Source organism: Micromonospora alfalfae, assembly GCF_022230925.1.
In the GTDB taxonomy this organism is placed as follows: Bacteria; Actinomycetota; Actinomycetes; order Mycobacteriales; family Micromonosporaceae; genus Micromonospora; species Micromonospora alfalfae.
Map to the genome: position 1 here is coordinate 277,776 of NZ_JAKKFH010000011.1, position 22,456 is coordinate 300,231.

A 22,456-nucleotide genomic window follows, 5' to 3' on the forward strand; every position below is an offset into this window, starting at 1 on the left:
GACGGCCGCGGGGGAAAAGCTCGTCCGGCTAGGGGTGGATGGTGACGTCGTGGCGGAACAGGTCCGCCGGGCCGGGCATCCGGCTGCCGGGCAGGCTCACCGCGGCGGCGCCCCAGGCCAGGCCCTCGGCGAGGGCGGCGGCACCCTGCGCGCCCGCGGCGAGGAACCCGGCGAGCAGCGCATCGCCGGCACCGACGGTGCTACGGGGCCGGGCCACCGGACAGGTGCCGGTGCGCACTCCTTCGGCGTCGACCAGGACAGCGCCGTCGGCGCCGAGGCTGGCCACGACGGTGCCGGCTCCCCAGGCCCGCAGGCACTGAGCGGCATCGACCACATCGGCGAGGTCCTTCAGCGGGGCGCCGACCACGTCGGCCAGTTCGTCGCGGTTGGGCTTGAGCACTGTCGCCCCGGCCAGGGCGGCCTCGCGCAGGGCGGGACCGCTGGTATCGACGGCGACCCTGACGTCGGCAGCACGCAACTTCCGGCACAACTGGGCGTAGGCGTCGGCGGGCAGGCCGGGCGGGACGCTGCCGCACAGCACGACCCAGTCGGCACCGCTGGCACGGGCGAGCACACTGTCGGCCACCTCGTCGAACTCGGCACGGCCCATTGTCGGACCAGGCTCGTTGATCTTGGTGACGGTGCCGTCGGGCTCGGCCAGGGTGATGTTGGAACGGGTCCGTCCGGAGATCGACACGGCCAGGACCTCCACACCCTCCGCCTCAAGGAGGCGGATGAGCTGGTTGCCCTCGTCACCGCCGGAGGGCACCACCGCTACCGACGGCACCCCGTTGGCCAGCAGGGCACGGGATACGTTGACGCCCTTGCCGCCGGGGTCGAGGTGCGCGGTGGCAGCACGGATGACCTCGCCCCGGATGAGTGAATCGACCTCCACGGCCCGGTCGAGGCTGGGGTTGAGGGTGACGGTGACGATCATGCCCGGACCGCTCTCATGCGCGTACCGCCCGGACGCCTGCCGACTCCAGGTCACCGACCAGGTCGGGATCGGCACGGCTGTCGGTGATGAGCAGGTCGACGTCCAGCAACTCAGCGAAGCGGGCCAGATAGTCGTTGCCGAGCTTGGTGTGGTCGGCGACCACCACAGTGCGACGGGCCGCACGGACCATCGCCCGCTTCACCGCCGCTTCGGACGGGTCCGGCGTGGTCAGCCCACGCTCGACCGAGATGCCGTTGGTCCCGATGAATGCGACGTCGACGTAGAGGTCCGCCAACGGCGACAGCGCCCAGTCGTCGACGGTCGCCAGGGTCTTGCCGCGGACCCGTCCACCCAGCAGCAGAACGTTGAGGTTGGCACAGGTACCGAGGGTCGTGGCGATGACCGGCGAGTTGACCACGACGGTCAGCTCCCGGTCGACCGGCAGCAGCTGCGCCAGCCGGGCGGTCGTGGTGCCGGCGTCGAGGATGATCGCGCCCTCCTCCGGCACCTCGTTCAAGGCGAGTTTGGCGATGCGCTCCTTCTCCTCGATGAGCACCGCGTCACGTGCCGCCAGCGCGGGCTCGAACCCGAGCCGTTCGACCGGAATCGCTCCACCGTGGACCCTGCGCAGCACCCCGGCTCGCTCCAGGATGGTGAGATCGCGGCGGATCGTCTCGGACGTCACGTTGAGCCCATCGGCCAGGCCAGCCACCTCGACGCGGCCCACGTCCCGGGCGATGCGGAGGATCTCCTGCTGCCGCTCCTCGGCGTACATGTTGTTTCACCGCCGTTTCGTTTTGCTTGTGCTTTGTTTACGCCCGGTTGCAGGGGAAGTCAAGAGAGTGACCACAGAAAACCACACCGGGCGTTCGCAGCACGCGCGGAACATCGGCGAAGCGGCTCACCACCGCCCAACCCCGCTGCCGCTTCGACACCGTCGTCACCGTCGAGAGCGGACGGACGGCCGGCAACACGCCACCTTTGCCGGCCGGCGTCGGATCGGCCGACGCGCTGCGCCAACTCGAACTCCCGCGCAGCCTCGGTGCGAAGCCCGCCGCACGGCGTGCCGGTGCACGTCTTGCGGCGGGCTTCGAGAAGACCGCTCCACCGTCGCGCCCTGAACGACCACCTGCGCGAGGTGGCGACGGTGATCGAGCGCGACAGATGGGGTTTGTGTCCCTACGACTCTCGCCCCCGGTTACGGCGGTGGTGGACGATCAGCGCGACCGCGCAGAGCAGCGCCACCAGGCCGAACCCGGAGCTGATCCACTGGTTGTCCGCCGCTGTCGACAGCACCACGTTCGCCGCCGCGCTGACGAAGAGCACCAACCACAGCAGCGGGCGCAGCAGGCCGCCCGGCCTTTTCGGTGCGGCGACCGGGGCCTCGGTGATGCGGTACGGATCGGTCATGACTGCCTCCTTCGGCGAACGTTCCTCAACGCCGTCAACGCTAGGTAGGCGGCGCGGCCGGGACGATCCCGCCAGCTCGACGACAGTGGTACAGCAGGCTGTACCTTCCGCGCCGACGTCGTCGGGTGCGGCCTGCGGTGGCCTATGTTGGCGGAGGAGGTGGGTCGATGGCGTACGTGCGGGGCCGGGTTCGCGCCTCGGTCAACGCCCTGGAGCACCTCGTCGGAGGGCTGGGCACCGCCACGCTGGCGCTGGGCGCGCTGCTCTGGGCGGCGATCGTCGCGGTGGCCTGCCTGGGCGGGGTGGGGCTGCTGGCGGCGCCCGGTGCGTTGCGGGCGGTGCGGTCGGTGGCCGACCGCGAGCGGGCCCGGCTGTCCCGCTGGGGCGACTCGATCCCCACCCCCGGTCCGGTGCCGGACGGGTTGCGGACGGCTGTGCACGATCCCTTCGTGCGCCGGGAGCTCGGCTGGGTCGGGCTGTGCTCGCTCATCGGCCTGGTGACCGGGCTGGTCGGCGTCGCGCTGCCGCTCTACGCGGTGCAGGACGCCACCTTCCCGCTGTGGTACCGGCTGGTCCCCCCCGACGCCGCGCCGGGGATCGTCTGGTGGCGCATCGACGGCCTGTCCGACGCGCTCTGGGTCGGCCTGCTCGGGGTGGGCTGGCTGGCGGCCGCGATCTGGTTCAGCCCGGTACTGGCCCGTCTCCAGGCCTGGCCGGGCCGGTGGCTGCTGCCTCCGCCGCCGGGTGTCGACCTGTCGATGCGGGTAGCCGAGCTGACCGCCACCCGCGCTGCCGCGCTGGACGCCCACGCTGTCGAACTACGCCGGATCGAGAGGTCGCTGCACGACGGCACCCAGAACCGGTTGGTCGCGGTCAACGTGTTGCTGGGCGCCGCAAGGCGGGCCGTGCGCCGCAATCCGGACCGCGCCGACGAGATCCTCGGGCAGGCGCAGGACGCCGCGGAACAGGCACTCGGCGAGCTGCGTACGGTGGTGCGCGGGATCCTGCCGCCGGTGCTGGACGACCGGGGTCTCGCCGGCGCGCTGGCGGGCCTGGCCGGCAGCTGCGCGGTGCCCTGCCGACTGGAGGTGGACGTGGCGGTGCGGTGCGCTGCCTCGGTCGAGGCCACCGCGTACTTCGTGGTGGCCGAGGCGCTGACCAACGTCGTCCGGCACAGCGGTGCGAGCCAGGTGGACGTGGTAGTGCGCCGCGAGCGCGGCCGGCTGCTGGTGAGCATCGAGGACGACGGGCACGGCGACGCGGACGAGACACGTGGCTCAGGGCTCACCGGTATCCGCCGGCGGGTCGAGGCGTACGACGGCCGGATGACGCTGACGAGCCCACCGGGAGGGCCGACGAGAATGGACGTGGAGCTGCCATGCGGATCGTGATCGCCGAGGACGACCCGCTGCTGCGTGAGGGTCTGGCGCTGCTGCTGCGGGCGGAGGATCTGGACGTGGTCGCCACGGCCGGCACTCCGGGCGAGTTCCTGGTCGCCGTCGACGAGCATGCGCCGGACGTCGCGATCGTTGACGTACGGATGCCACCGACCCACACCGACGAGGGCATCGTGGCCGCGGTGGAGGCCCGGCGGCGGCGCCCCGGCCTCGCGGTGCTGGTCCTGTCGGCGTACGTGGAGCAGGCGTTCGCCACCGACCTGTTCTCGGTCGGCGCCGTCGGGCTCGGTTATCTGCTGAAGGAGCGGGTGGGCCGGGTCGAGGAGTTCCTCGCCGCGCTGCACCGCGTCGCGGGCGGCGGCAGCGTGATCGACCCGGAGGTGGTGGCGCAGTTGCTCGCTCGCAACCGCCGGACGGACACGGCGCTGAGCGAGCTGTCGCCGCGTGAGCGTGAGGTGCTGGGGCTGATGGCCGAAGGGCTCGGCAACGGCGCTATCGCCGAGCGGCTGTTCGTCACCGACGGCGCGGTGCACAAGCACATCCGCAGCATCTTTTCGAAGCTTCAGCTGTCACCGGACGACAGTGCCGACCGCCGGGTCACCGCTGTGCTGCGTTACCTGGACGGCGATCGGCGGTAGTGCCTGCTGTACCCGGACCTGGCAGCCCGCGGGATGGTTGCCGTTCTCCCACGTCAATAGCGTTTCTGGTGCGCGCAGTTCTTGCCGATGACACGGAGAGAGGCCACCAGAATGCCGGACTATCCGGGACAGACAATCGAAGCGGCGGTACGCGTCGAACACCTCACCCGCGTGTACGACGCCGGCCGTGACCAGGTGACTGCGCTCGCGGGCCTCGACGTCGGCTTCGACAGGGGCACCTTCACGGCGGTGATGGGGCCCTCGGGCTCCGGCAAGAGCACGCTGCTGCAGACCGCGGCCGGGCTCGACCGGCCCACCTCCGGTCGGGTGGTCATCGGAGGCACCGACCTGTCCGGGCTGTCCGAGACCCGCCTGACCGAGCTGCGTCGTACCCGGATCGGGTTCGTCTTCCAGGCGTTCAACCTGATCGGCGCGCTCACCGTCGAGGAGAACATCGTGCTGCCCCTGCGGCTGGCCGGCGTCCGTCCGGACCGGGACTGGCTGACCCGGGTGGTCGAGCGGGTCGGCCTCACCGACCGACTGCACCACCGGCCGGCCGCGCTCTCCGGCGGCCAGCAGCAGCGGGTGGCGATCGCCCGCGCGCTGGCCACCCGCCCTGAGGTGATCTTCTGCGATGAGCCGACCGGCGCTCTCGACTCCCGCAGCGCGGCGGAGGTGCTGACGCTGCTCCGCGCGGTCGTGGACGAGCACGGCCTGACAGTGGTGATGGTGACCCACGACCCGATCGCCGCGTCGTACGCGGACCGCGTGCTCGTGTTGGCCGACGGTGCGATAGTCGCCGACCTTCCGCAGCTCGGAGCCGCCCGTATCGCCGAGCACCTGGCGTCGCTGGATCGGCGGGTCCTCCGATGACCGGGCTCGCCGCCCGTCTGCTGCGCCACCGCGCCGGCCCCGCCGCCGCTACCCTGCTGGCCCTGACCGCCGGCGTGCTGATCCTGGTGGCGATGGGCACCCTCGTCGAGTCCGGGCTGCGTTTCCGCGCGGAACCTCGGCTCTGGGCGGCGGCCGACGTGGTCGTCGCCAACCGCACCGTCAGCCACACGTTCAAGGAGTTCGGCGACACCACCACGAGCACAGTCGCGCTGCCCGAGGGCGGCACTGTGGACGCGGCAGTGGTGGACCGGATCCGCCAGGTGCCGGGCGTCGCGGACGTCGCGGGCGACGACGCCGTGGTGATCGGCTCCCCCGCCGCCGTGGGCCACGGCTGGGACACGTACGCCTTCACCGGTCGTCGGATCGCCACGGGTGCCGCGCCAGGGGCCGACGACGAGGTGCTGCTCGACACCCGGCTCGGCGCGGCACCCGGCGACCGCATCGACCTGGTCGTGGGCGGGGTCAGGCGGTCGTACCGGGTGAGTGGAACCGCCGACACCGGTTCGACCGCGGTGTTCTTCACCGACGCGCAGGCCGCCCGGTTGTCCGCCCACCCGGGCCGGGTGGATGCGATCGGTGTGCGGATGGTGCCCGGCGCCGACCTCAACGCGGTACGCGAGATCGCGTCGGCGGCCGGCGCCACCGCGTACGTCGGGAAAGACCGTGGCAACCTCGAGCAGTCGGAGAACCAGGCCGCCCAGACGTTGCTGGTCGGGGCCGGATCAGCTTTCGGGGGGTACGTCGTCCTGCTGATCGTCTTCGTGGTGGCCGGCACGATCGGGTTGTCCGTCCGGCACCGTCGGCGTGACCTGGCGTTGCTGCGCGCGGTAGCGGCCACGCCGGGGCAGGTGCGTCGCATGTTGGTCGCCGAGGCCGCGCTGCTCGCCCTGGTCGGCTCTGCGATCGGCGGTCCGGCCGGTCTGCTGGCGGCCCGTTGGGTGCACGGCGAGCTGGTCGGGCGGGGGTTCGTGCCGGCCAGCTTCCCGATGGTCGGCGGCCTGTTCGCGGTGCCGGCCGCGGTCGGTACGGCGGTCCTCGTGGCGGTGCTCGCCGCGTTGGTCGCCGCACGCCGGGTCACCGGGATCAAGCCGATCGAGGCGCTCGGCGAGATCGCCGTCGAGCCTCGGCGGAGCGGCCGGGTGCGGCTGATCGCCGGCGTGCTGACGCTGGCGGCGGCCGGCACCTCGGGAGCGTTCACGCTCGGTGCCGGCGGGTCGACCGGGGCACAGGCCGGCGCGGCCGGCATGTTGTACCTGTTCGTCATCGCGGTGGCACTGCTCGCACCGAGGATCAACGCGTACGCGGCACGTCTGCTCACACCGTTGTTGCCGCGGGTGTGGCGGGTCAGCGGCTACCTGGCCGCGGCCAATCTGCGGGCCAACGCGCAGGGCATGGCGACAGTCCTGACCGCCCTCGTGCTGTCCGTGGGATTCGGCGGCTCGGTCTGGTTCCTGCAGAACAACCTGGAACGGCAGACCACCGCGCAGAGCAGCGCGGGAACCCTCGCCGAGCGGGTACTTGTCGCACCGGGCGGGCTGCCTGCGGACGCAGCGCGGGAGATCCGCGAGTTGACCGGGGTGCAGGCCGCCACCGGTGTGCGCCGTACCCAGGTGGTGGTGCGGGCGTTGGGCGGCATCGAGCCGGTCGGCGCGCAGTCGGTCGACCCGGCGGGCGTCACCTCGACAATGGACCTTGCCGTGCGCGAGGGCAACCTGGCCGACCTGCGCGCGGGTACCGTCGCCGTGTCCGCGATGCAGGCGTCCTCGTCCGGCTGGGACGTCGGCGACAGGGCGGAACTCTGGCTGGGCGACGGCACCCCGGTCACGTTGGACGTCATAGCGATCTACGGCCGTGGCCTCGGCTTCGGCGACGTCACGTTGGCTGCCGAGACGGTCGACGGGCACACGGCCGGGGACACCGACGACGAGATCCTGGTCAGCGCCGGCCCGGAAGCCGACACCGCGTTGGCCACGTGGTCGGCTGGGCATCCAGGCACCCAGGTTCTCGACGCCGCCACCCGTACCCGCCTGATCGGCACCGATCTGGCGCTCGGCGCCTGGCTGAACCGGCTGCTGATCGGCGTGATGGTGGGCTACGCGGCCCTGGCCGCGGCCACCACGATGGTGATGGCCGCACTGGCCCGCCGCCGCGAGTTGGCGTTGCTCCAACTGGTCGGTGTCACCCGCCGTCAGATCCGGCGGATGGTCCAGGCCGAACAGGCCGGATTGCTCGGCACCGCTGTGCTGATCGGCGCGACGATCGCCGCGCTGACCCTGAGCGCGATCGTCAACGGACTGACCGGAAGCCCGATCCCGTACGTCCCGCCGCTCGGTTGGATAGCGGTGCTCGGCGGCACGACACTGCTGGCGCTGGCAACCACTGTGTGGCCCGTCCGACGGCTGCTCAGCGCACCTCCGATCGACAACATCGGTGTGAAGGAGTAGGCGTCGAGGCTCGAATCTCGGAGACCGTGCCGCCTCCGCGGACATCGCTGAGGCGGCACGGTCTCCCTGGTGTCTCAGCTACGGACCGGCCCAGGGCTGCGGCGAAGTCGCGGCGGCGGCTTTGGCCGACGCCTGGGTGACAGGCCGGGCACCGGTCCACGGCGCGTACCCGGCGTGAGTCGCGGCTGTCGGGGTGGCAGGACCTTTTCGAGTACGCCGACTCAGATCGTCTACGCCTTCCTGCGGAGACGGTGACGATTGCTTTCGGCCCCTGTTGGACCTGACGCGGCTGGGCAGGCGGCCACCATCGGACCGCGGCGTCGAGTCGGCACAACCGTCGAAACCTCGCGCGACGGTGGCCTCTCGATGCTGTCCCGCAACGACCGGTAACAGCTGACCAACTAACCAGAGTCTGCTCGTGCCGCGCCTGGCGATCGGGTCACCGCGCCGGCCCGGCCGGGAGCCGATGCCGGCGGATCAGCCGCTGCCCGATGAAGGTCCGCCAGACCCGGTCCGCGACGGTCGGTTCGACGATCCAGAGCCGGCGCTGCGCCTCGGCGAGGGTGAGCGGCGCGCTGAAGAGATCCAGGAACAGCCGGCTGCTGCGATTGAGGGCGAACACCTGACCGTCGACTCGGCGGAACAGGTGCCGGTTCGCCGGCAGGTCGCCCGGGACGCCGTCCTGCTCGTCGGAGCGGATTCGCCGGTACGCCTCCCAGACCTGCTCGTCGTCGCGGTCCACGAAGGAGCCGTTGGCGAGGAACTCGGTCTGGTCGTCGGTGTCGTGTCGTAACCGGTCGTGGGCGAGGACGCCGCGAACAGCGGTGCCGTACCGGTCGTGGTAGAAGAACGTGTGCGGGGTGTCGGTGGCGCCCAACCACGGGCGGTGGTAATGCCCGGGGTTCAGGCCGGCCTTGGCCTGGGCAACCTCGGCCTGCGCCGCCTCGGTGACCGGCTCGTCGTACTTGAGCATCCGGACGATGTCCGATCCCTGCACCGGCCGCACGTTGGTGATGCCGAACCGGTCCGGCTCCTTGGCGACGATGGCGCCCGGCGTCAGCATGAAGTCGCCGAGCCCGCCGAGGGTCCACAGGTCCGGGTTGTCACGCAGGAAGTTGACGCTGTCCAGCGCCTCTTCGCGGGTCTCGGTGGGGAAGCCGGTGAAGCCCATCATCTGCACACCGATGTTCGCCTTGGTCATCGCCATCATGGTGCGTCGTGCCTGTTCCGGCTTCGTGCCCTTGTCGATCAGGTCGAGGACGCGCTGGTTACCGGACTCGAAACCGACCGAGATGGCCACGCAGCCGCTGCGCCTCAGCAGGTCGCAGCGCTCGTCCGACCAGTACTTCTCCAGCCGGATCTCGGCACCCCAACGGAAGTCCAGCCCTCGCTCGACGACCTGCTCGGCGAAGCGCAGGATGGTAGCGGGAGCGAGCACGTCGACCGAGAAGTAGATGAACTTGGCGAACTTCGACAGCTCGGTGACGTCCGCGATCATGGTGCTCACCGTGTCCTGCCGCCATGGGCTGGTGGGACCGTCGGTGTTCAGTCCGTAGTCGCAGAACGTGCACTTGTTCCAGTAGCAGCCTCGGGTCGGCGAATAGTAGACGAACCGCTCCGGGCTGAGGTAGAGATCCCAGGGCAGGCCGGAGAAGTCCGGGACCGGCACCTGCGCCAGGCGTTCATAGCGCAGGGGCAGTTGACGCTGGCGGCCGTACTTGGGGTGCAGCCGGACGTTGGGATGCCCGGCCGGCAGCGTGCCCGCCGCCACCGCGTCCAGGATCTCCGTGTACGCGCTCTCCCCCTCCCCGACCACTATCGCGTCGAAGTCGGCCAGCACCTGGAAGACGTACTCGGGTTTGCTGGCGCACTTCCAGACGTCGGAGATCTCCGTGCCACCCGCGATGAGGAAGACGTCCGGGCACGCCTTCCGGACGAGTCGGGCGATCCAGAGGGCGAACGGCAACTGCCACTGGTAGGTGGCGCTGATGCCGATCACCTGGTGCCCGCCAGCGGCCAGCCGTGGAATCAGCACATCCTCGTAGTAGGGCAGGAAAGGCCGGTTGAGCCGAGCGAGCAGCGCCTCGTCGGTCAGCGCGGCCACCGAGCCGATTGAGATCATCGGCGGCGGGTGCAGCCGGAAGCCGGCGTGGAACTGCCCGGGGAACCCGACAGTGCCGAGCGCGTCCATCCAGGAGATCACGCCCTCGACGGCGTCCTGGTAGTGCCGGTAGTCGTAGAACAGGGTCGGATCCTGCAGCACCCCGATCGACCGACGCAGCCGCTCCGGATCCGGGTCGGGCACGCCGAGCTGGTTCGCCCGGGCCATCAGCGCGTCCGGGCCGCTGAGATCCTCGGTCGAAAGCCGGGACAGCTCCCGCCGCAGCCACTCGTACGCCGACGGGGTGTACGAGTGGTGGAACGCCTCGATGTTGGCGTCGATGATCTCCGCCGGCCGGTGCCCCTGTGCCCGGGCGTACGAGTCGAGGTAGTTCAGGGAGTGGTATCCCGAGGTGGGATCGGTCAGCGGGGGGTAGATCAGTGCTGCCTTCACGGTGCCGCTCATCGACTCCTCCTCAACCGACCCGGGCCGCTGAAACGGCCAGGGTGTCCTCCTGCGCGCGCGTGCCCACCGCGGGCAGTCGCGGGGCACCGAACGCCTTGACGTAGGCGACAAACGGTTCGGCGGCGTACCGGAACGCCGCGAGGTCGACGAAGCCCCGGTCCCACGCCGCCGCTTCCAGCCCGTCGGCGGCACAGCCCCACAGCCTCGCGAAGCACGCGTCGACGATCTCGGTGCGGAAGTGCAGCCGGGCACCCGGGCGGCGACGCCCCGTCGTACGCGGGACGAGCGTTTCGTTCAGCGACGCCGCTGTCGCCGCGACCTGCCGCGCGGCGGTGAGTAACGCGGGAGTTCGCAGCGGTGCCGCGACCATCCACAGCGCCAGGCTGCGGTACGGCGTGGTGCCGAACGCCCGCACCAGCACCCGCAGCACCGCCTCGTGGTCGTCGAGACCCCGTTCCCGGTCGGTCAGCCAGTCCCACCCGCTCGGCGGCGCACCGGTCAGCCCGCGTCGGCGGGCCACCTCGCTGGCGCGTTCCTCAACCATCGGGTCGCCGATGTCGACCTCGGCCAGCCCGGCCAGCACCGACCGCCGGTGCCAGGTTGCCGACTCGGGATGCAGCAGCATCAGCACCGCGGCGGCCTCCCGGTCGCTGGCCCAGTGCCCGCCGACCGACTCTCCGGCGAACCGCGAGCGCCAGCTGTCGAGGAAGCGGGTGTGCAGGTTGTCGAGCGGCTGGTCGCCGGCGTTCGCCGGGCACAGCTCGGGCGCGTTGTCCGCCGCCATCGACAGCAGCATCCGTGCGTCGGCGCCCTTGGCGTCGTGGGGGTCCCGCCGGTGCCAGGTCAGGAACCGGCCCATCAGGGCCGCGGCCTCGGGTGGCGCGGTGCGCTCCAACGCCTGGTACGACCGCCGCCGGAAGGGCAGGTCCCGGCCGATGTCCAGCAGCAGCACAGCCTCGGTGTCGCTGAGCACACCGGCCGCGACGGCGCGGCGCAGCGCGACCCGGATGTTCACCAGCGGGACGCTCAACGCACGGTGGTCTTCCTCGGCGGGCCCGTGCACGACTGCCACCTCGTCGTCGCCGGTGACGATCCCGTCGCGGTAGAGCCGGAACACCTCCCCCACGCCACGCATACCGAACGGCCACAGCTCGGCGGCGCGCAGCGCGCCCATGCTGGCGGCGCCGGCCACTGTCACGCCGCGGTCGAGCAGGTCGAGGATCTCCCGGTGGCGGACCGGCGGGTGTTGCAGGAAGAACCCGTCGATGATGAGGACCCGGTCGCCGGGGACGACGTCCAGGCGGAGCAGGTCGCCGTGCGCGACGGGCGGCAGCACCACAGCGTCGGGCAGCAAACGACCGACCTCGTCGGCCGGGAGGCTCGGACCTATGAAGACGACGTCAGTCACGGGGCACTCCCGGTCGGGTACTGAGGGCACGCTCGTCGAACATCCGCAGCCCGGGGGCGAACACCTTGCTCACCGCAATGCCGATGTCGTCGTGCGTCAGGTCGACGCTGAACGGCTCGACGCCGGTGACCCGCTGCACCCGCGACGCCAGCTCGCGCAGCACCTGGGTCACGTCCCCCGCCGGTGGCGAATCCCGGCGGACCGGCCGGACGGGCCGGTCGACGGTGGGCGGCGGCACCGGCGGTCCGCCCACGTCCTGGTACGCGGTGGCGTCGATGTCGTCCCGGGCTCCGGAGACCATGACCAGCCGCGATTGCGCTGCCTCCGCCATGGCCCGACCGACGGCGATCTCAGGGTCCACGTGGCAACCGAAGCCGCCGAAGGTGACCGGCATGTCCTCCGACCAGATCGAGGCGGCGTAGCAGGGGACGTCGACAGCGTTGGTGATGTCGCAGACCTCCACCCAGCAACCGGCCCGCACCAGCGCCTCGTACACCGTGCGGGTCATCACGTTGGTGGCGGTGCCCGGGTCGGCGTAGGTGCGCTCGGCCAACGGTGCGGTGCAGTACGGGGCGATGCAGTCACGTTCGATGACCTCCAGCAGAGCGTGCAGGCTGGCCTCGGCGAAGGTGTTCCCGGTGGCCAGCCCGTTGCTGCTGGGTGTGAACAGGGCGCGGTCCCAGCCACGCCGGATGGTGAAGTCGAGTTCGATGGTGGCGCGGGGCACCAGGCATTCCGCACCGGTCACCAGCCCACGGCCAGCAACCCAGTCGAGCTCGACGGCAGGGGTCAGTGGTGACCGTTCCGCCAGGTGCAGCCACCGGACGTCGTACGGCAGGTCGAGCGCCTCGGCCGGGGACCGGACGACGGTCCCCGGCCGGAGGTTCTCGGCATGCCAGGACTCGATGCTCTCCATGACCGCGCTGACCCGGGCCTGCGTCGCCGTGGCGCCGGTGCCGACGCTCACCGCCATGGTGGCGCCCACCGGCCGGTAGGCGACGTGCACCGGCAGGCCGATCTCGTCGAGCCGGGTGATGTCGGCGACCCGGGTGATCCGGAAGCGGTCGAGCAGACCCCCGATCCGTTCCCAGGTCTGCTCCACGGTGGCCGTCCGGTAGGTGCCGGATCGGAACGCGATGGTCTCGGTCGTGTCAGTCATCGAGGCTCCCGGCTGCGGGTCAGGAACTCAGAGGATGAGGACGGCGATGATGTTGACGTTGTTGTCGGCGATCGGGGCCACGCCGCCGGCGACCGTCTCCAACTCGGCCTCGGTCAGCTCGTTGAGGTCGACCAGCGGCACCTCGGGCACGTGCAGCACGTGCAGGCCGGGCGTGCCGGCCCAGTCGGCGACGATCTGGTCCTTGGTGTAGAGCGTGGCGGGCTGGGCGCGGTCGACCTCGACCCGGGAGCCGGCGGCGACCGGCAGGCCGGCCGCCGTCGCGTAGCCGGTCGGGTCGGCGAGCAGGCGCTGCAGTTCCTCGTCGCTGCGCCACACCGCGGTGACCAGTTCCGAGTACTTGGTCACGAACCTCGCGCCATATTCCTGGTCGTCGTTGCTCATCGTTCGGTCCTTTCCTCGGGGGTCGCTGCAAGACGGGGGTGATCGTCGTGGCGAGAACGCTACGAAAATTGAGGTTCGACAATCAATGATTCCGTCTGACTGCCATCAGAATCTGCCGCGCCAGCTAATGGGTGGCTGACTTCGGTGTCAGGTGCAGCAGCACGGGCAGCAGCAGGCACAGCTGGGGTCCAGGCCAGCGACGACGCTGTCCAGTTCGTCCTCGGCCAGTTCCGTCTGAGCCACCGGCAGCAGCGACGGCACGAAGAGCACGAAAGTGCCGGTGGTGCCCGCCTGCTGCCACGACTCGACCTGCGCCTCGAGATCCGGATCGGCGTCGGCGACGTCCCGAACCACCCGGACCTGCACGTCCTCGGACAGTTGGAGCCCGTAGCCGGCGAGGAACCCTCGCGGGTCCCGGTCGAGCGCCTGTTCCTTGGCCGGGTCGGCCCAGACTTCGGCGACCAGTCGGCTGTACGCGGCCACGAAGACCGCTCGATCGACAGGTGTCACACCCTGCTCCCTTCGATGGTCGGCCGCCGGCGGCGGGCGACAGGCAGCGCGGGAAGTTCCGGGCCACCGGTTTCGCTTCATCGTGGGTCACCGGTGGACCCGGTCCGCCCAGAGAGCGGGAATTTCATCGAATGTGGCCGCGAAAAGGTCGCGCTGCGGCGAAAGCCGGGTAATTGGGAATCAGCAACTTGCGGCGGACGGCGATTTTAATCAGTTTCACCACTGTGGACAAGTAGCAATTCCCCGCCTGTCACCCGCCCGGTCCCCACACCTACGCTGCGATCGGCGGACCGTTCAGCGTGACAGCGGTTCGACGGGGTTGCCGTGTTCCGCCACCGAGTGCTGCCGGAGGCCACCGTGACCATCGACGAGGTGACGACGACGCCCGGCGCCCCGGTCGGGTACAGCGTGGACGAGCTCGCCCGCAAGGTGGGGATGTCGCCGCGCAACATCCGAGCCCACCAGGCCCGGCGGCTGCTGCCCCCGCCGGTGCGGCGCGGTCGGGCCGCGCTCTACGACGACTCCCACGTCCGCCGACTGGACGCGATCCTCGCCCTGCAACGACAGGGTTTCAACCTGGTGTCCATCGAGGCGATGCTCGGGGTCCGGGCCAGTGACGAGGCGCCCGACGGGCTCACCGCGATGCTGCAACGCCTGACCGCCGACCGTCCGGCGCTGGCCCACGCGCTGACCCGCCACGGCGTGATCGGCCGGACCACCGACGGCACCGTCCGCACCGTCCGGCCACGCCCGCTGCGCGCCGCCCTGGACCTGCATCGGGTACGAGTGGGCACGGTGCCGGCACTGCAGACCCTCAGCGAGGTGCTGGACAGCCTCCGGCCGGTGGCTGACGAGCTGGTCGCCGCCGTCACCGCCCGGCTGCTGACCCTCGCTCCGGAGCTGGTGCGCAGCGGCGCCCGGTCGTCCTGGGCCGACCTCGACCGGGAAACCCTGTTGCTGACCCAGGGCGTGGTCAACGTGCTCACCGAGGCGTTCCGGCTCGCCGTGGAGAACCAGTCGGAGGCGCACATCGCCGAGCTGCTGGAGAACCACCTCGACGCGGACGTGTGCCTGGAGGACAGCACTGTCATCGACAACGGGTGACCGGGTCGTCAGCCTGTCGCGGGCTGCCCGTCCGCCTGTCGGCTCTCCGGCACGGTGTCGGACCGTTCCGGTTCAGTGAGCAGTTGCCGCCGCGCCAACCGGTGGAACAGCCCGTCGGTGTCGTCCATCAACTCGTCGAAGCTGCCCCGCTGGACGATCCGCCCTGCCTCAAGGACCACGATGGTGTCCGCCGCACGCACCGTGGACAGCCGGTGGGCGATGACCACCCGGGTCGCGGCCAGGGCCGCGGTGCTGCGGCTGACCACCTCCTGCGTCCGGTTGTCCAGAGCGCTCGTCGCCTCGTCGAGGAAGATGATCCGGGGCAGCGGGGCCAGCGCGCGGGCGATCAGCACCCGCTGCCGCTGCCCGACGGAGAGCGTCCCGCCGCCGAACGGCACCATCGTGCTCATCCCCATCGGCAGCGCCTCCAGGTCATCGGCGAGGCCGGCCATCCGCGCCGCCTCCCAGACCTGGTCCAGTGGGAAGCTGCCGGCGCCGCAGATGTTGTCGCGTACCGAGCCAGCGAAGAGCTGGCCATCCTGCAGGACCACTCCGCACTGCCGGCGGACCGCGTGTACGTCAAGTTCGGAGAGGTCCTGGCCGTCGTAGAGCACTGCGCCCTGCTGCTGGCGTTCAAAGCCGAGCAGCAACCGGAGCAGTGTGGACTTCCCGCAGCCGCTCGGTCCGACGATGGCGACGAACTCACCCGGTCGGACGTGCAGGTCGATGTCGACGAGCACCGGCGGCTCGTCCGGCTGGTAGGCGAAGGTGAGCCGGTGCAGCGCGATCTCGCCGCGCAGCTCCCCCGGGTCCACCCGGTCCGGCCGCGCCTCGGGGTCGGCGCGCAGGATCTCCCGCAGGCTGCCCAGCCGGGGCACCGCCGCGATCACTTCGACCCCGGCCGACACCAGCACCAGCAGCGCGCCCAGTAGCATCGCGAAACCGACGTTGAGGATGAAGAAGTCGGCCGGCGCGACCCGGCCGGCCATCGGCCCCATCAGCACGGCGAACAGGACCAGTTGGCCGGCGACCGGCAGCACGGTGCCGAAGGCGACCAGGCCCGCCTGACTCTGGCGGACCCGTTGCAGCGCCGCTCGGGCCGTCGCGGCGACCTCCGACCAGCGCGCGTGGGCACGGGTTTCGGCGGCCGCCAGTTTGATCTTGATGATGCCGCCGAGCAGTTGGTTGGTCATCGCAGCCGCCCGGTGCTCGGCCGGCAGCGCGGCCCGTTGCTGACTGACGATCAGCCCGGCGAACGCGCCGAAGGTCAACATGGTGACGACGACGATCCCCACTCCCCACAGCCCGAGCACGGGCTCGACCACCAGGAGCATGCCGAGGGTCACCGCGACGGTCGCGGCCGCCGAGACGAGCTGCGGCAGCAACGCGCTCAGCGCCTCACCGACGAACGAGATCCCCAACATCGAGTTGGCGATCTCCCCGCTGCTGCGACCGGCGAAGAACCGGGCCGGCAACCGCATCAGGCGGTCCCAGATCGCCAGCTGCGCGCCGGACTGCATCCGGCCGTCCAACCGCAGCAGACGCAGGTTCTGCACCACCCCCACCAGACCCGCGACCACCGCGGCGCTGAGCATCAGCGCGAGGAAACCGCCAAGGCCGTTCACCTCGCCCTGCCGGGCCAGCTGGCCGAGCACCTCGCCGGTGGCCAGCGGCACGCCCAGGCCCAGCAGTGCCACGCAGGTGGCGGCGAACAGCAGACCCCGCACGTCGCGGGACGCACCGACCAGCCCGGCCCGCAGCAGGTGACGCATCCGAGCGGTCGGCGGCAGCGGCGCCTGCACCTCGGTCGCCTCGGCAGCGAACGTCGCGGCCACCGTCGCGTCGATCGGACCGTACGCCCGGGTGTCCGGGTCGACGTGGTGGTAGCGGCCTCGACGGAACACCAGCGGCACCGCGACGGCGCGCTCCGGATCATCGCCGGCCCGCCACCCCACCAGTGGCCCCAGGTCCCGCCGCCACCAGCGGTCCGGCAGCCGCACCTCACGCAGGAACAGGCTGGACGCTCGGGTCACCGCGTGCACCGCCGCCCGGTCGTCCAGCGGCGCGCGGCTGCGGTCAGCCGGCTCGTTGATCGGGCTGCCCATCCCTTCGGTGACCACCCGGACCACCGAGGCCGCCCGCCCGTACCGGTCGAAGCCGGGCTCGCCGTCGGGAACCGGAACCGCACCGCCCGCGCCGATCACCCCGATCGACCGTCGGGCCGCCGCGGCGAGCACCGCCGCGTCGGTCTCCCGGCGCCGCTGTACGGCGCTCAGCAACGCCTCGTCAGCCTCCTCGATCCGGGTCTCCACCATCCGCAGCAGCCGGGCCACATGCTGGTCGACGGCCGACCGGAGCTGACCGTTGACCAGCAGGTCCCAGCTACCGTGGCTCTCCACAGCGCACGGCGACTCGGCCACCACCCAGTCCCGCTCGGCGACCAGCAGCAGCTCCCGCTCCCCCGACATCTCCGCCGGGCCACCGTCGTTGCGTCGCAGTTGTCCACCGGCGCTGCGCAGCCACCACGCGCCGCCGGTGGAGGTGAGGGCGCTCCCCTGCGCCAGCGAAATGATCTCGCGTCCGCGGAGGGTGGACGCCTCCCGGGGCGCCTGCCCGCGGCGCAGCGCGTCGGCGACGGTGACCAGCACCAGGTCGAGCGCCGCGACCAGCTCCGTCGCGGCAGTCCGCGCCCGCAGCGACGCCCCGTCGTCCGCCACGCGGCCGAGCCGAACATGCCGCTCCAGCAGGGACAGGTGACGCCGGGACAGCCCGCGCAGCTCCGTGCCGGGCAGCGGCACCAGGATCAACTGCCACGCACCGATCGCGGTGGACGTCGGCACCAGGCCACCCGCAGGCAGCCGCGCCACATGGTGACGACGCGAGGGGCTCATCCCGGCCCGGCGCACCGCGAACAGGTCGGCCTCGCCTCCGGTCACCAGCCAGCTGGCCGCCGGGCCGTCCAGGCGGCAAACCTGGCGTACGCCGTCCGAGCAGAAGTCGATCAGGCCGCCGGCCGGGGCATCCTCCACCGCGCCACTCATCAGCGTCTCCTCGGATCGTCGTGGTCAGTGGTCCCGGACCAGGCGCGCGTACGCCCCGTCCCGGGCGACGAGCTGCTCGTGGGTGCCGCGCTCCACCTCCCGGCCGCCGTCCAGCACGACGATCAGGTCGCAGTCGCGGACGGTGGACAGGCGGTGGGCCACGATCAGGCAGGTGGCCCCACGCCTCCGCAGGTGCCTGTCGATCTGACGTTCGGTCTCGGCGTCCAACGCGCTGGTGGCCTCGTCCAGCACCAACACCCGGGGGTTGCGCACGAGCGCCCGGGCGATCTCCAGCCGCTGCCGCTGCCCACCGGAGAAGTTGCGGGCGTTCTCCCGCACCGGGCTGCCGAGGCCACCCGGACGGGCCGCGACCTCGTCGTAGAGGCACGCGTCGGTCAGCGCGCCGGCGACGTCCTCGTCGGCGACCGTGAGGTCCCACATGGTGACGTTGTCCCGGACCGTCCCCTCGAACAGCCGTTGGTCCTGGTCCACCATGGCGACGGTGGCCGTCCAGAGCCCGTCGTCGGCTGCGGCCCGCTCGAGCCCGTCCACCGTGACCTGACCGGTCCAGGGACGGTAGAGCCCGGCGACCAGCCGGCCGACAGTCGACTTGCCACTGCCCGAGCGACCGACGAGGGCCACCCGGGCGCCCGGTGGCAGGTCAAGGCTGAAGTTCTCCAGCAGTGGACGGCCCAACGGGTTGTAGCCGAAGGTGACCTCCTCGATGCGCAGGTGCCCCTCCATCGGCGTCACCGGGCGGGAGGACCGGTGCTGGGCCGACGGCAACGGGTACCGCTCCACGTCCCGCAGCCGGTTGAGGTCGGCGCTCATGTCCTGCAACCGCGAGCCCAGCGCGGTCAGGTTGCCCAGCGGGCGGTTCATCGCGACGGCCAGGCTCTGCATGCCGACCAGCACCCCGACGCTCATCGCCTCCGCCACGACCTGCCGGCTGCCCAACCACAGCAGCACCCCGGTGGTCACCGAGGCGAGGAGCACCGGCAGGACGGAGAGCACCGCGCTGGGCACCCCCAGCCGCTGCTGACGGCTGGCGACGGTGGCGTGGCGCGCCGCGAACCGGGCCACCGCGCGTTCCTCCTCACCGCCGGCCTTCACCGTCTCGATCATCTGGACGGTGGTGTACACAGTGGTCACCAGCTTGCTGCGGTCCGCCTGAAGACCGGCGACAGCGGTGGATCGGGTCGAGGCGACATAGCGCAGCACGCTGACGTTCAGCCCGGCGAGGACCACCGCGCACAGTCCGAGCAGCAGGTCGTAATGGCAGAGCAGAGCCCCGTACGCCAGCACGAGGCCGGTGTCCACCACTGTGGTGGCCGTCCGGCGGGTGAGCACCTCGGCGACCACCTCGTTGCCGCGGACCCGCTGGCCGAGGTCGGCGGCCTGCCGCTGGTCGAAGAAGGTCGGTGGCAGCCGCAGCAGATGTCGGAAGAACCTGGCGGCGCTGGCGAGGGCGAGCGCCGTCTCCGCGCGTACGGTCAGGCGTTGCTGAAGCAGGCTGGCCAGGAAGGTGAGCACGGTGGCCACCGCCACCGCCGCCACCAGGCCGGCGAACGCGGCCCGATCCTCCTGCAACAGCACCCGGTCGACGAAGACCTTGGCCATCACCGGAATGGTCAGACCGACCACGGCGATCAGCAGGCCGAGCAGCAGCATCTGCGCGATCGCCGAGCCCGGGCCGCGCCACCGCTCGGCCAGCGCCCGCACCAACCGGTAGCGGGTGCCGCCGGGCCGGAACTCCGGGCCGGGCTCCATGGTGAGCACGATGCCGGTGAAGGCGCCGTCGAACTCCTCCCAGCTCACCGCACGGGGACCGGTGGCCGGATCGTTGATGAAGACCTTACGGCCGAGCCCTTCCAGCACCACGAAGTGCTCGAACCGCCAGAACAGCACCGCCGGCAGCGCCACTGTGGCCAGGCCCGCCAGGTCCATCTGGAAACCCTTGGCCACCATGCCGTAGCGGCGGGCGCCCTTGAGCACGGTGGCGGCTGTGGAGCCGTCCCTGCTCACTCCGCACACCCGGCGCAACTCCTCAAGGGGCACGTGCCGACCGTGGTGCGCGAGCAGGATCCCCAGCGCGGCGGCGCCGCACTCCACCGCCTCCATCTGGATCAGGGTGGGCGTACGGACCCGTCGACGCCGGATCCTGGGCAGCTCCGGCGCACCGCCTACGGCGGTCGTCGGCGCGCTCATCGCCGCAGCAACCAGTCGATCGGGTGTTCCCGGTCCACTGTGAACCAGGCGGTGACCTCGCTGGCCGAGTTGAGCTGGAACGGCGGCGGAGACCTGGTCCAGCGCAGGCCGCCCGGGGCGGCAGGGTCGGGCTCCAGGGCGACAGTCACCCGCACCACGCTGCCGCGGGCGAGCAGACGCCGGACGTCCGGCCCGGTGCCCAGGAAGGCGCGCAGCGACGCCTCGGTCTCCGGGAACGCGCCGACAGTGGTCACCTGGCCGGCCAGGGTGCCGAACACGTTGCGCGGCGCGGCAGCGGCGGCCACCTCGACGGACACGCCGGGTTGCAGCAGCGGGGCGGCGACGGCGGGGGCGTAGACGACTGCCTGCAACGCGTCCCCTGCGGCGTCGAGCCGTTCCAGGTCGGCCAGGTGGGTGCCCGGGGTGACGATCTCGCCCTCCGAGACCAGCCAGGCGACGACGTACGCGTCACCCGGCGCGGTCTCCACCCGTACCTTGCCGTCGGCCGTGCGAAGGCTGTAGAGGGGGGTTCCCTTCGGCACCCGCTGGTGCGGTGACGCCCACACCTTGGTGACCTGGCCGCTGTCGAGCGCGTCGAGGGCCGAGATCCCGTTCGAGTGGATCAGCACTCCGGCGGCCTCGACGGTCCGGGGCACCACAGTGCGCACCGACCACACACCCGCGGCGACGACGACGATGACCAGCGCGGTGGTGGCCAGCCAGTTCGGCACCGTGGTCAGCCGGACCGCCCGGTCCAGTTGCTCGGGCGCCTCCAACTGGCGCAGCGCCTGCCGCCGGAACTTCATGGCCGGGCCTCCGCTGCGGCCGGACCGGTGGCGCGGCGCGAGCCGAGCAGGAAGTCGGCCACGCTCGGCTCGACCAGCGGGTCGAGCCCGGACAACTCGGCGAAGGCCTGCGAGTCCCCGGCGCCGAGGGCGCACGGCGCCAACCCCATGGCGGTGGCGACGAGATACATCTGCTGGGTCAGCACACCCGCGTCCTTGAGAATCATGGCGTAGCTCATCCCTTCGTACTTCCACATGAGCCGCTGGACCCGGGCGGTGACCACCAGGACCGTCTGCGGCGGCCGAGGCAGAGCGCCGGCCGCCCGGGCGTACGCCAACAGCCGGTCGGCGGCCGGTCCCCAGCCGGCGACCGGTTCCAGCCGGTGCCCGACGGCGTCGTAGTGGTAGAGCCCGGGGTCGAGCCCGACGCAGCGCGCGACCAGTGGGTAGATCTCCAGCTCGTAGACGCCGCCGCCGCCCGGGTAGGGCCGGTGACCGATCTCCTGCCCGCCGGCCTCGCCGACGGCGCTGGTGTGCTGCGACCGGTGCAGGAACTCCGCCAGCCGCTCCAGCGGCAGCGGCGCGGCGTCGTCGTGTTCGCGCACGCTGCGCCGGTCCGAGACGACCTGGCTGAACGCGGGATCCGCCTTGGCGATCATCGCCAGGTCCGGCAGTGGCAGGTCCACCGCCCGGCCCCCGTCGTACGGGCGGCGCAGCGGAAGCGGTGCGAAGCTCCCCCGCATCCGGTAGGTGCCGCCCACCGGCAGCGCGTGTCGCCCGGCCCGGGATCGATGATGCAGCCGTAGCTCCTCCGGTGACCAGTAGGCCAGCGGCGCCTCGTCGCACTCCGCCTCGAACTCGGCGTCGGTGACCAGGATCCGGGCGGTGGCCAGCTCGTCGAGCACCCGTCCGGCGACGTCCGGCGGCACGCCGAGCATGCGGGCCACCGCCTCGGGTCCGACGCCCGGGGCGGCGGCGGCCAGTACCGCGCCGAGGGCGGCGTCGGCGCAGCCGACAACGAGGGTGCTCAGTGGTGATGCGGCCACCAGCATGCCCCGTTCGTGCTGGAGGGCGGCGAAGCGGGAGAGCCGGTAGCGGACCCCGGGGGTGTGCAGGCGACTCTCCGGCAGACTGCCTCGCCCCAGGCCGGTGGGCACCAGGTCGAGCAGCGGCCGATCGTCGACCTGGACGCGCCGCTCCAGCCAGGAGTGGGCGAGCAGCCGGCGCAGCAGCAACTGCGCGGGCAACACCCGGCTCTCCCCCTCCAGGCCGCTGATCAGCCGGCCGACCTCGACGTCGTTGACCCAGTCGGCGGCGAGCCGCAGCAGCAGCGCCCGCCGGCCCATGCCAGGTTGCTCCAGGATGAGCTGGAAGCGGGTCTGCCGCAGCGTCAGCGAGCCGTCCTCGCCAAGCCGCAGCTCCGCGTCACGGCGCAGCCGGTACGACTCCTGAATCGGCGGACCGCCGACGGAGCCGCTCACGACGACCGCCGACCGACCGGGTCCACCACGGTGGTCATCCCCACATCCTTCCCACGGTCCCGGTGCCCCGGG

17 protein-coding genes are annotated in these 22,456 nt (G+C 71.7%); 5 read left to right on the forward strand and 12 right to left on the reverse strand.

Features of this window, described 5'->3' with window-relative positions; all coding sequences use genetic code 11:
* Positions 1 to 28: 28 nt before the first annotated feature.
* The 3 genes from pfkB to MED01_RS12025 all read right to left on the reverse strand — a co-directional run bounded on the left by pfkB (position 29) and on the right by MED01_RS12025 (position 2,347).
* Positions 29 to 937, reverse strand: a complete 909-nt coding sequence (gene pfkB, locus MED01_RS12015; RefSeq protein WP_238668665.1) for a 1-phosphofructokinase — start codon at positions 935 to 937, stop codon at positions 29 to 31.
* Between the two features lie 13 nt (positions 938 to 950).
* Positions 951 to 1,712: a DeoR/GlpR family DNA-binding transcription regulator gene (locus MED01_RS12020; RefSeq protein ID WP_238668595.1), complete on the reverse strand. Its 762-nt coding sequence runs from the start codon at positions 1,710 to 1,712 to the stop codon at positions 951 to 953.
* A gap of 404 nt (positions 1,713 to 2,116) precedes the next feature.
* On the reverse strand, positions 2,117 to 2,347 hold the full coding sequence (locus MED01_RS12025; protein WP_238668596.1) for a hypothetical protein: 231 nt from the start codon (positions 2,345 to 2,347) through the stop codon (positions 2,117 to 2,119).
* 167 nt (positions 2,348 to 2,514) lie between these two features.
* Here MED01_RS12025 and MED01_RS12030 point away from each other — a divergent pair, with 167 nt between their 5' ends.
* From MED01_RS12030 to MED01_RS12045, 4 genes are all read left to right on the forward strand, one after another.
* Positions 2,515 to 3,738 carry a sensor histidine kinase gene (locus tag MED01_RS12030; protein WP_238668597.1) on the forward strand — a complete coding sequence of 408 codons (1,224 nt, stop codon included), beginning with the start codon at positions 2,515 to 2,517 and terminating at the stop codon, positions 3,736 to 3,738.
* Complete coding sequence (locus tag MED01_RS12035) at positions 3,726 to 4,382, forward strand: response regulator transcription factor (RefSeq protein WP_238668598.1); 657 nt, start codon at positions 3,726 to 3,728, stop codon at positions 4,380 to 4,382. Before MED01_RS12030 ends, MED01_RS12035 begins: the two co-directional genes overlap by 13 nt.
* Positions 4,383 to 4,493: 111 nt before the next feature.
* Entirely contained in the window at positions 4,494 to 5,255 is a 762-nt protein-coding gene (locus MED01_RS12040) for an ABC transporter ATP-binding protein (protein WP_238668599.1), read from the forward strand.
* Positions 5,252 to 7,720, forward strand: coding sequence for an FtsX-like permease family protein (locus MED01_RS12045; RefSeq protein WP_238668600.1), 2,469 nt, complete (start codon positions 5,252 to 5,254; stop codon positions 7,718 to 7,720). Before MED01_RS12040 ends, MED01_RS12045 begins: the two co-directional genes overlap by 4 nt.
* 439 nt (positions 7,721 to 8,159) lie before the next feature.
* Here the strand turns inward: MED01_RS12045 and MED01_RS12050 are convergent, their stop codons facing one another.
* From MED01_RS12050 to MED01_RS12070, 5 genes are all read right to left on the reverse strand, one after another.
* The gene (locus MED01_RS12050; protein ID WP_238668601.1) at positions 8,160 to 10,286 is read right to left on the reverse strand and encodes a B12-binding domain-containing radical SAM protein; all 2,127 of its coding nucleotides are present in this window, start codon (positions 10,284 to 10,286) and stop codon (positions 8,160 to 8,162) included.
* 10 nt (positions 10,287 to 10,296) lie between these two features.
* On the reverse strand, positions 10,297 to 11,694 hold the full coding sequence (locus MED01_RS12055; RefSeq protein WP_238668602.1) for a TfuA-like protein: 1,398 nt from the start codon (positions 11,692 to 11,694) through the stop codon (positions 10,297 to 10,299).
* Positions 11,687 to 12,853: a YcaO-like family protein gene (locus MED01_RS12060; protein ID WP_238668603.1), complete on the reverse strand. Its 1,167-nt coding sequence runs from the start codon at positions 12,851 to 12,853 to the stop codon at positions 11,687 to 11,689. Before MED01_RS12060 ends, MED01_RS12055 begins: the two co-directional genes overlap by 8 nt.
* 27 nt (positions 12,854 to 12,880) lie before the next feature.
* Positions 12,881 to 13,255 (reverse strand): class IIb bacteriocin, lactobin A/cerein 7B family, encoded by a 375-nt coding sequence (locus MED01_RS12065; RefSeq protein WP_238668604.1) that lies wholly within the window; start codon positions 13,253 to 13,255, stop codon positions 12,881 to 12,883.
* A gap of 147 nt (positions 13,256 to 13,402) precedes the next feature.
* Positions 13,403 to 13,765, reverse strand: a complete 363-nt coding sequence (locus MED01_RS12070) for a hypothetical protein (RefSeq protein ID WP_238668605.1) — start codon at positions 13,763 to 13,765, stop codon at positions 13,403 to 13,405.
* A 324-nt stretch (positions 13,766 to 14,089) separates the two neighbouring features.
* Between MED01_RS12070 and MED01_RS12075 the strand changes: the two genes are divergently transcribed.
* Positions 14,090 to 14,869: a MerR family transcriptional regulator gene (locus MED01_RS12075; protein WP_238668606.1), complete on the forward strand. Its 780-nt coding sequence runs from the start codon at positions 14,090 to 14,092 to the stop codon at positions 14,867 to 14,869.
* An 8-nt stretch (positions 14,870 to 14,877) separates the two neighbouring features.
* On the opposite strand, the gene MED01_RS12080 is transcribed toward MED01_RS12075, so the two are convergent.
* From MED01_RS12080 to MED01_RS36075, 4 genes are read right to left on the reverse strand one after another with little or no spacing between them, the layout of a single operon-like run.
* Entirely contained in the window at positions 14,878 to 17,910 is a 3,033-nt protein-coding gene (locus MED01_RS12080) for an ATP-binding cassette domain-containing protein (RefSeq protein WP_238668607.1), read from the reverse strand.
* Positions 17,911 to 17,934: 24 nt separating this feature from the next.
* On the reverse strand, positions 17,935 to 20,118 hold the full coding sequence (locus tag MED01_RS12085) for an NHLP family bacteriocin export ABC transporter peptidase/permease/ATPase subunit (RefSeq protein ID WP_238668608.1): 2,184 nt from the start codon (positions 20,116 to 20,118) through the stop codon (positions 17,935 to 17,937).
* A complete protein-coding gene (locus tag MED01_RS12090; RefSeq protein WP_238643770.1) occupies positions 20,115 to 20,924 on the reverse strand; it encodes an HlyD family efflux transporter periplasmic adaptor subunit in 810 nt (269 codons plus the stop codon). The genes MED01_RS12085 and MED01_RS12090 overlap by 4 nt, the downstream gene beginning before the upstream one ends.
* A complete protein-coding gene (locus tag MED01_RS36075) occupies positions 20,921 to 22,384 on the reverse strand; it encodes a SagB/ThcOx family dehydrogenase (RefSeq protein ID WP_238668609.1) in 1,464 nt (487 codons plus the stop codon). The genes MED01_RS12090 and MED01_RS36075 overlap by 4 nt, the downstream gene beginning before the upstream one ends.
* Positions 22,385 to 22,456: the final 72 nt, after the last annotated feature.

Bases quoted from the DNA above. Each gene is read 5' to 3' on its own strand.
- pfkB (WP_238668665.1), bottom strand. From the start codon at position 937: ATGATCGTCACCGTCACCCTCAACCCCAGCCTCGACCGGGCCGTGGAG.
- MED01_RS12020 (WP_238668595.1), bottom strand. From the start codon at position 1,712: ATGTACGCCGAGGAGCGGCAGCAGGAGATCCTCCGCATCGCCCGGGAC.
- MED01_RS12025 (WP_238668596.1), bottom strand. From the start codon at position 2,347: ATGACCGATCCGTACCGCATCACCGAGGCCCCGGTCGCCGCACCGAAA.
- MED01_RS12030 (WP_238668597.1), top strand. From the start codon at position 2,515: ATGGCGTACGTGCGGGGCCGGGTTCGCGCCTCGGTCAACGCCCTGGAG.
- MED01_RS12035 (WP_238668598.1), top strand. From the start codon at position 3,726: ATGCGGATCGTGATCGCCGAGGACGACCCGCTGCTGCGTGAGGGTCTG.
- MED01_RS12040 (WP_238668599.1), top strand. From the start codon at position 4,494: ATGCCGGACTATCCGGGACAGACAATCGAAGCGGCGGTACGCGTCGAA.
- MED01_RS12045 (WP_238668600.1), top strand. From the start codon at position 5,252: ATGACCGGGCTCGCCGCCCGTCTGCTGCGCCACCGCGCCGGCCCCGCC.
- MED01_RS12050 (WP_238668601.1), bottom strand. From the start codon at position 10,286: ATGAGCGGCACCGTGAAGGCAGCACTGATCTACCCCCCGCTGACCGAT.
- MED01_RS12060 (WP_238668603.1), bottom strand. From the start codon at position 12,853: ATGACTGACACGACCGAGACCATCGCGTTCCGATCCGGCACCTACCGG.
- MED01_RS12065 (WP_238668604.1), bottom strand. From the start codon at position 13,255: ATGAGCAACGACGACCAGGAATATGGCGCGAGGTTCGTGACCAAGTAC.
- MED01_RS12080 (WP_238668607.1), bottom strand. From the start codon at position 17,910: ATGAGTGGCGCGGTGGAGGATGCCCCGGCCGGCGGCCTGATCGACTTC.
- MED01_RS12085 (WP_238668608.1), bottom strand. From the start codon at position 20,118: ATGAGCGCGCCGACGACCGCCGTAGGCGGTGCGCCGGAGCTGCCCAGG.
- MED01_RS12090 (WP_238643770.1), bottom strand. From the start codon at position 20,924: ATGAAGTTCCGGCGGCAGGCGCTGCGCCAGTTGGAGGCGCCCGAGCAA.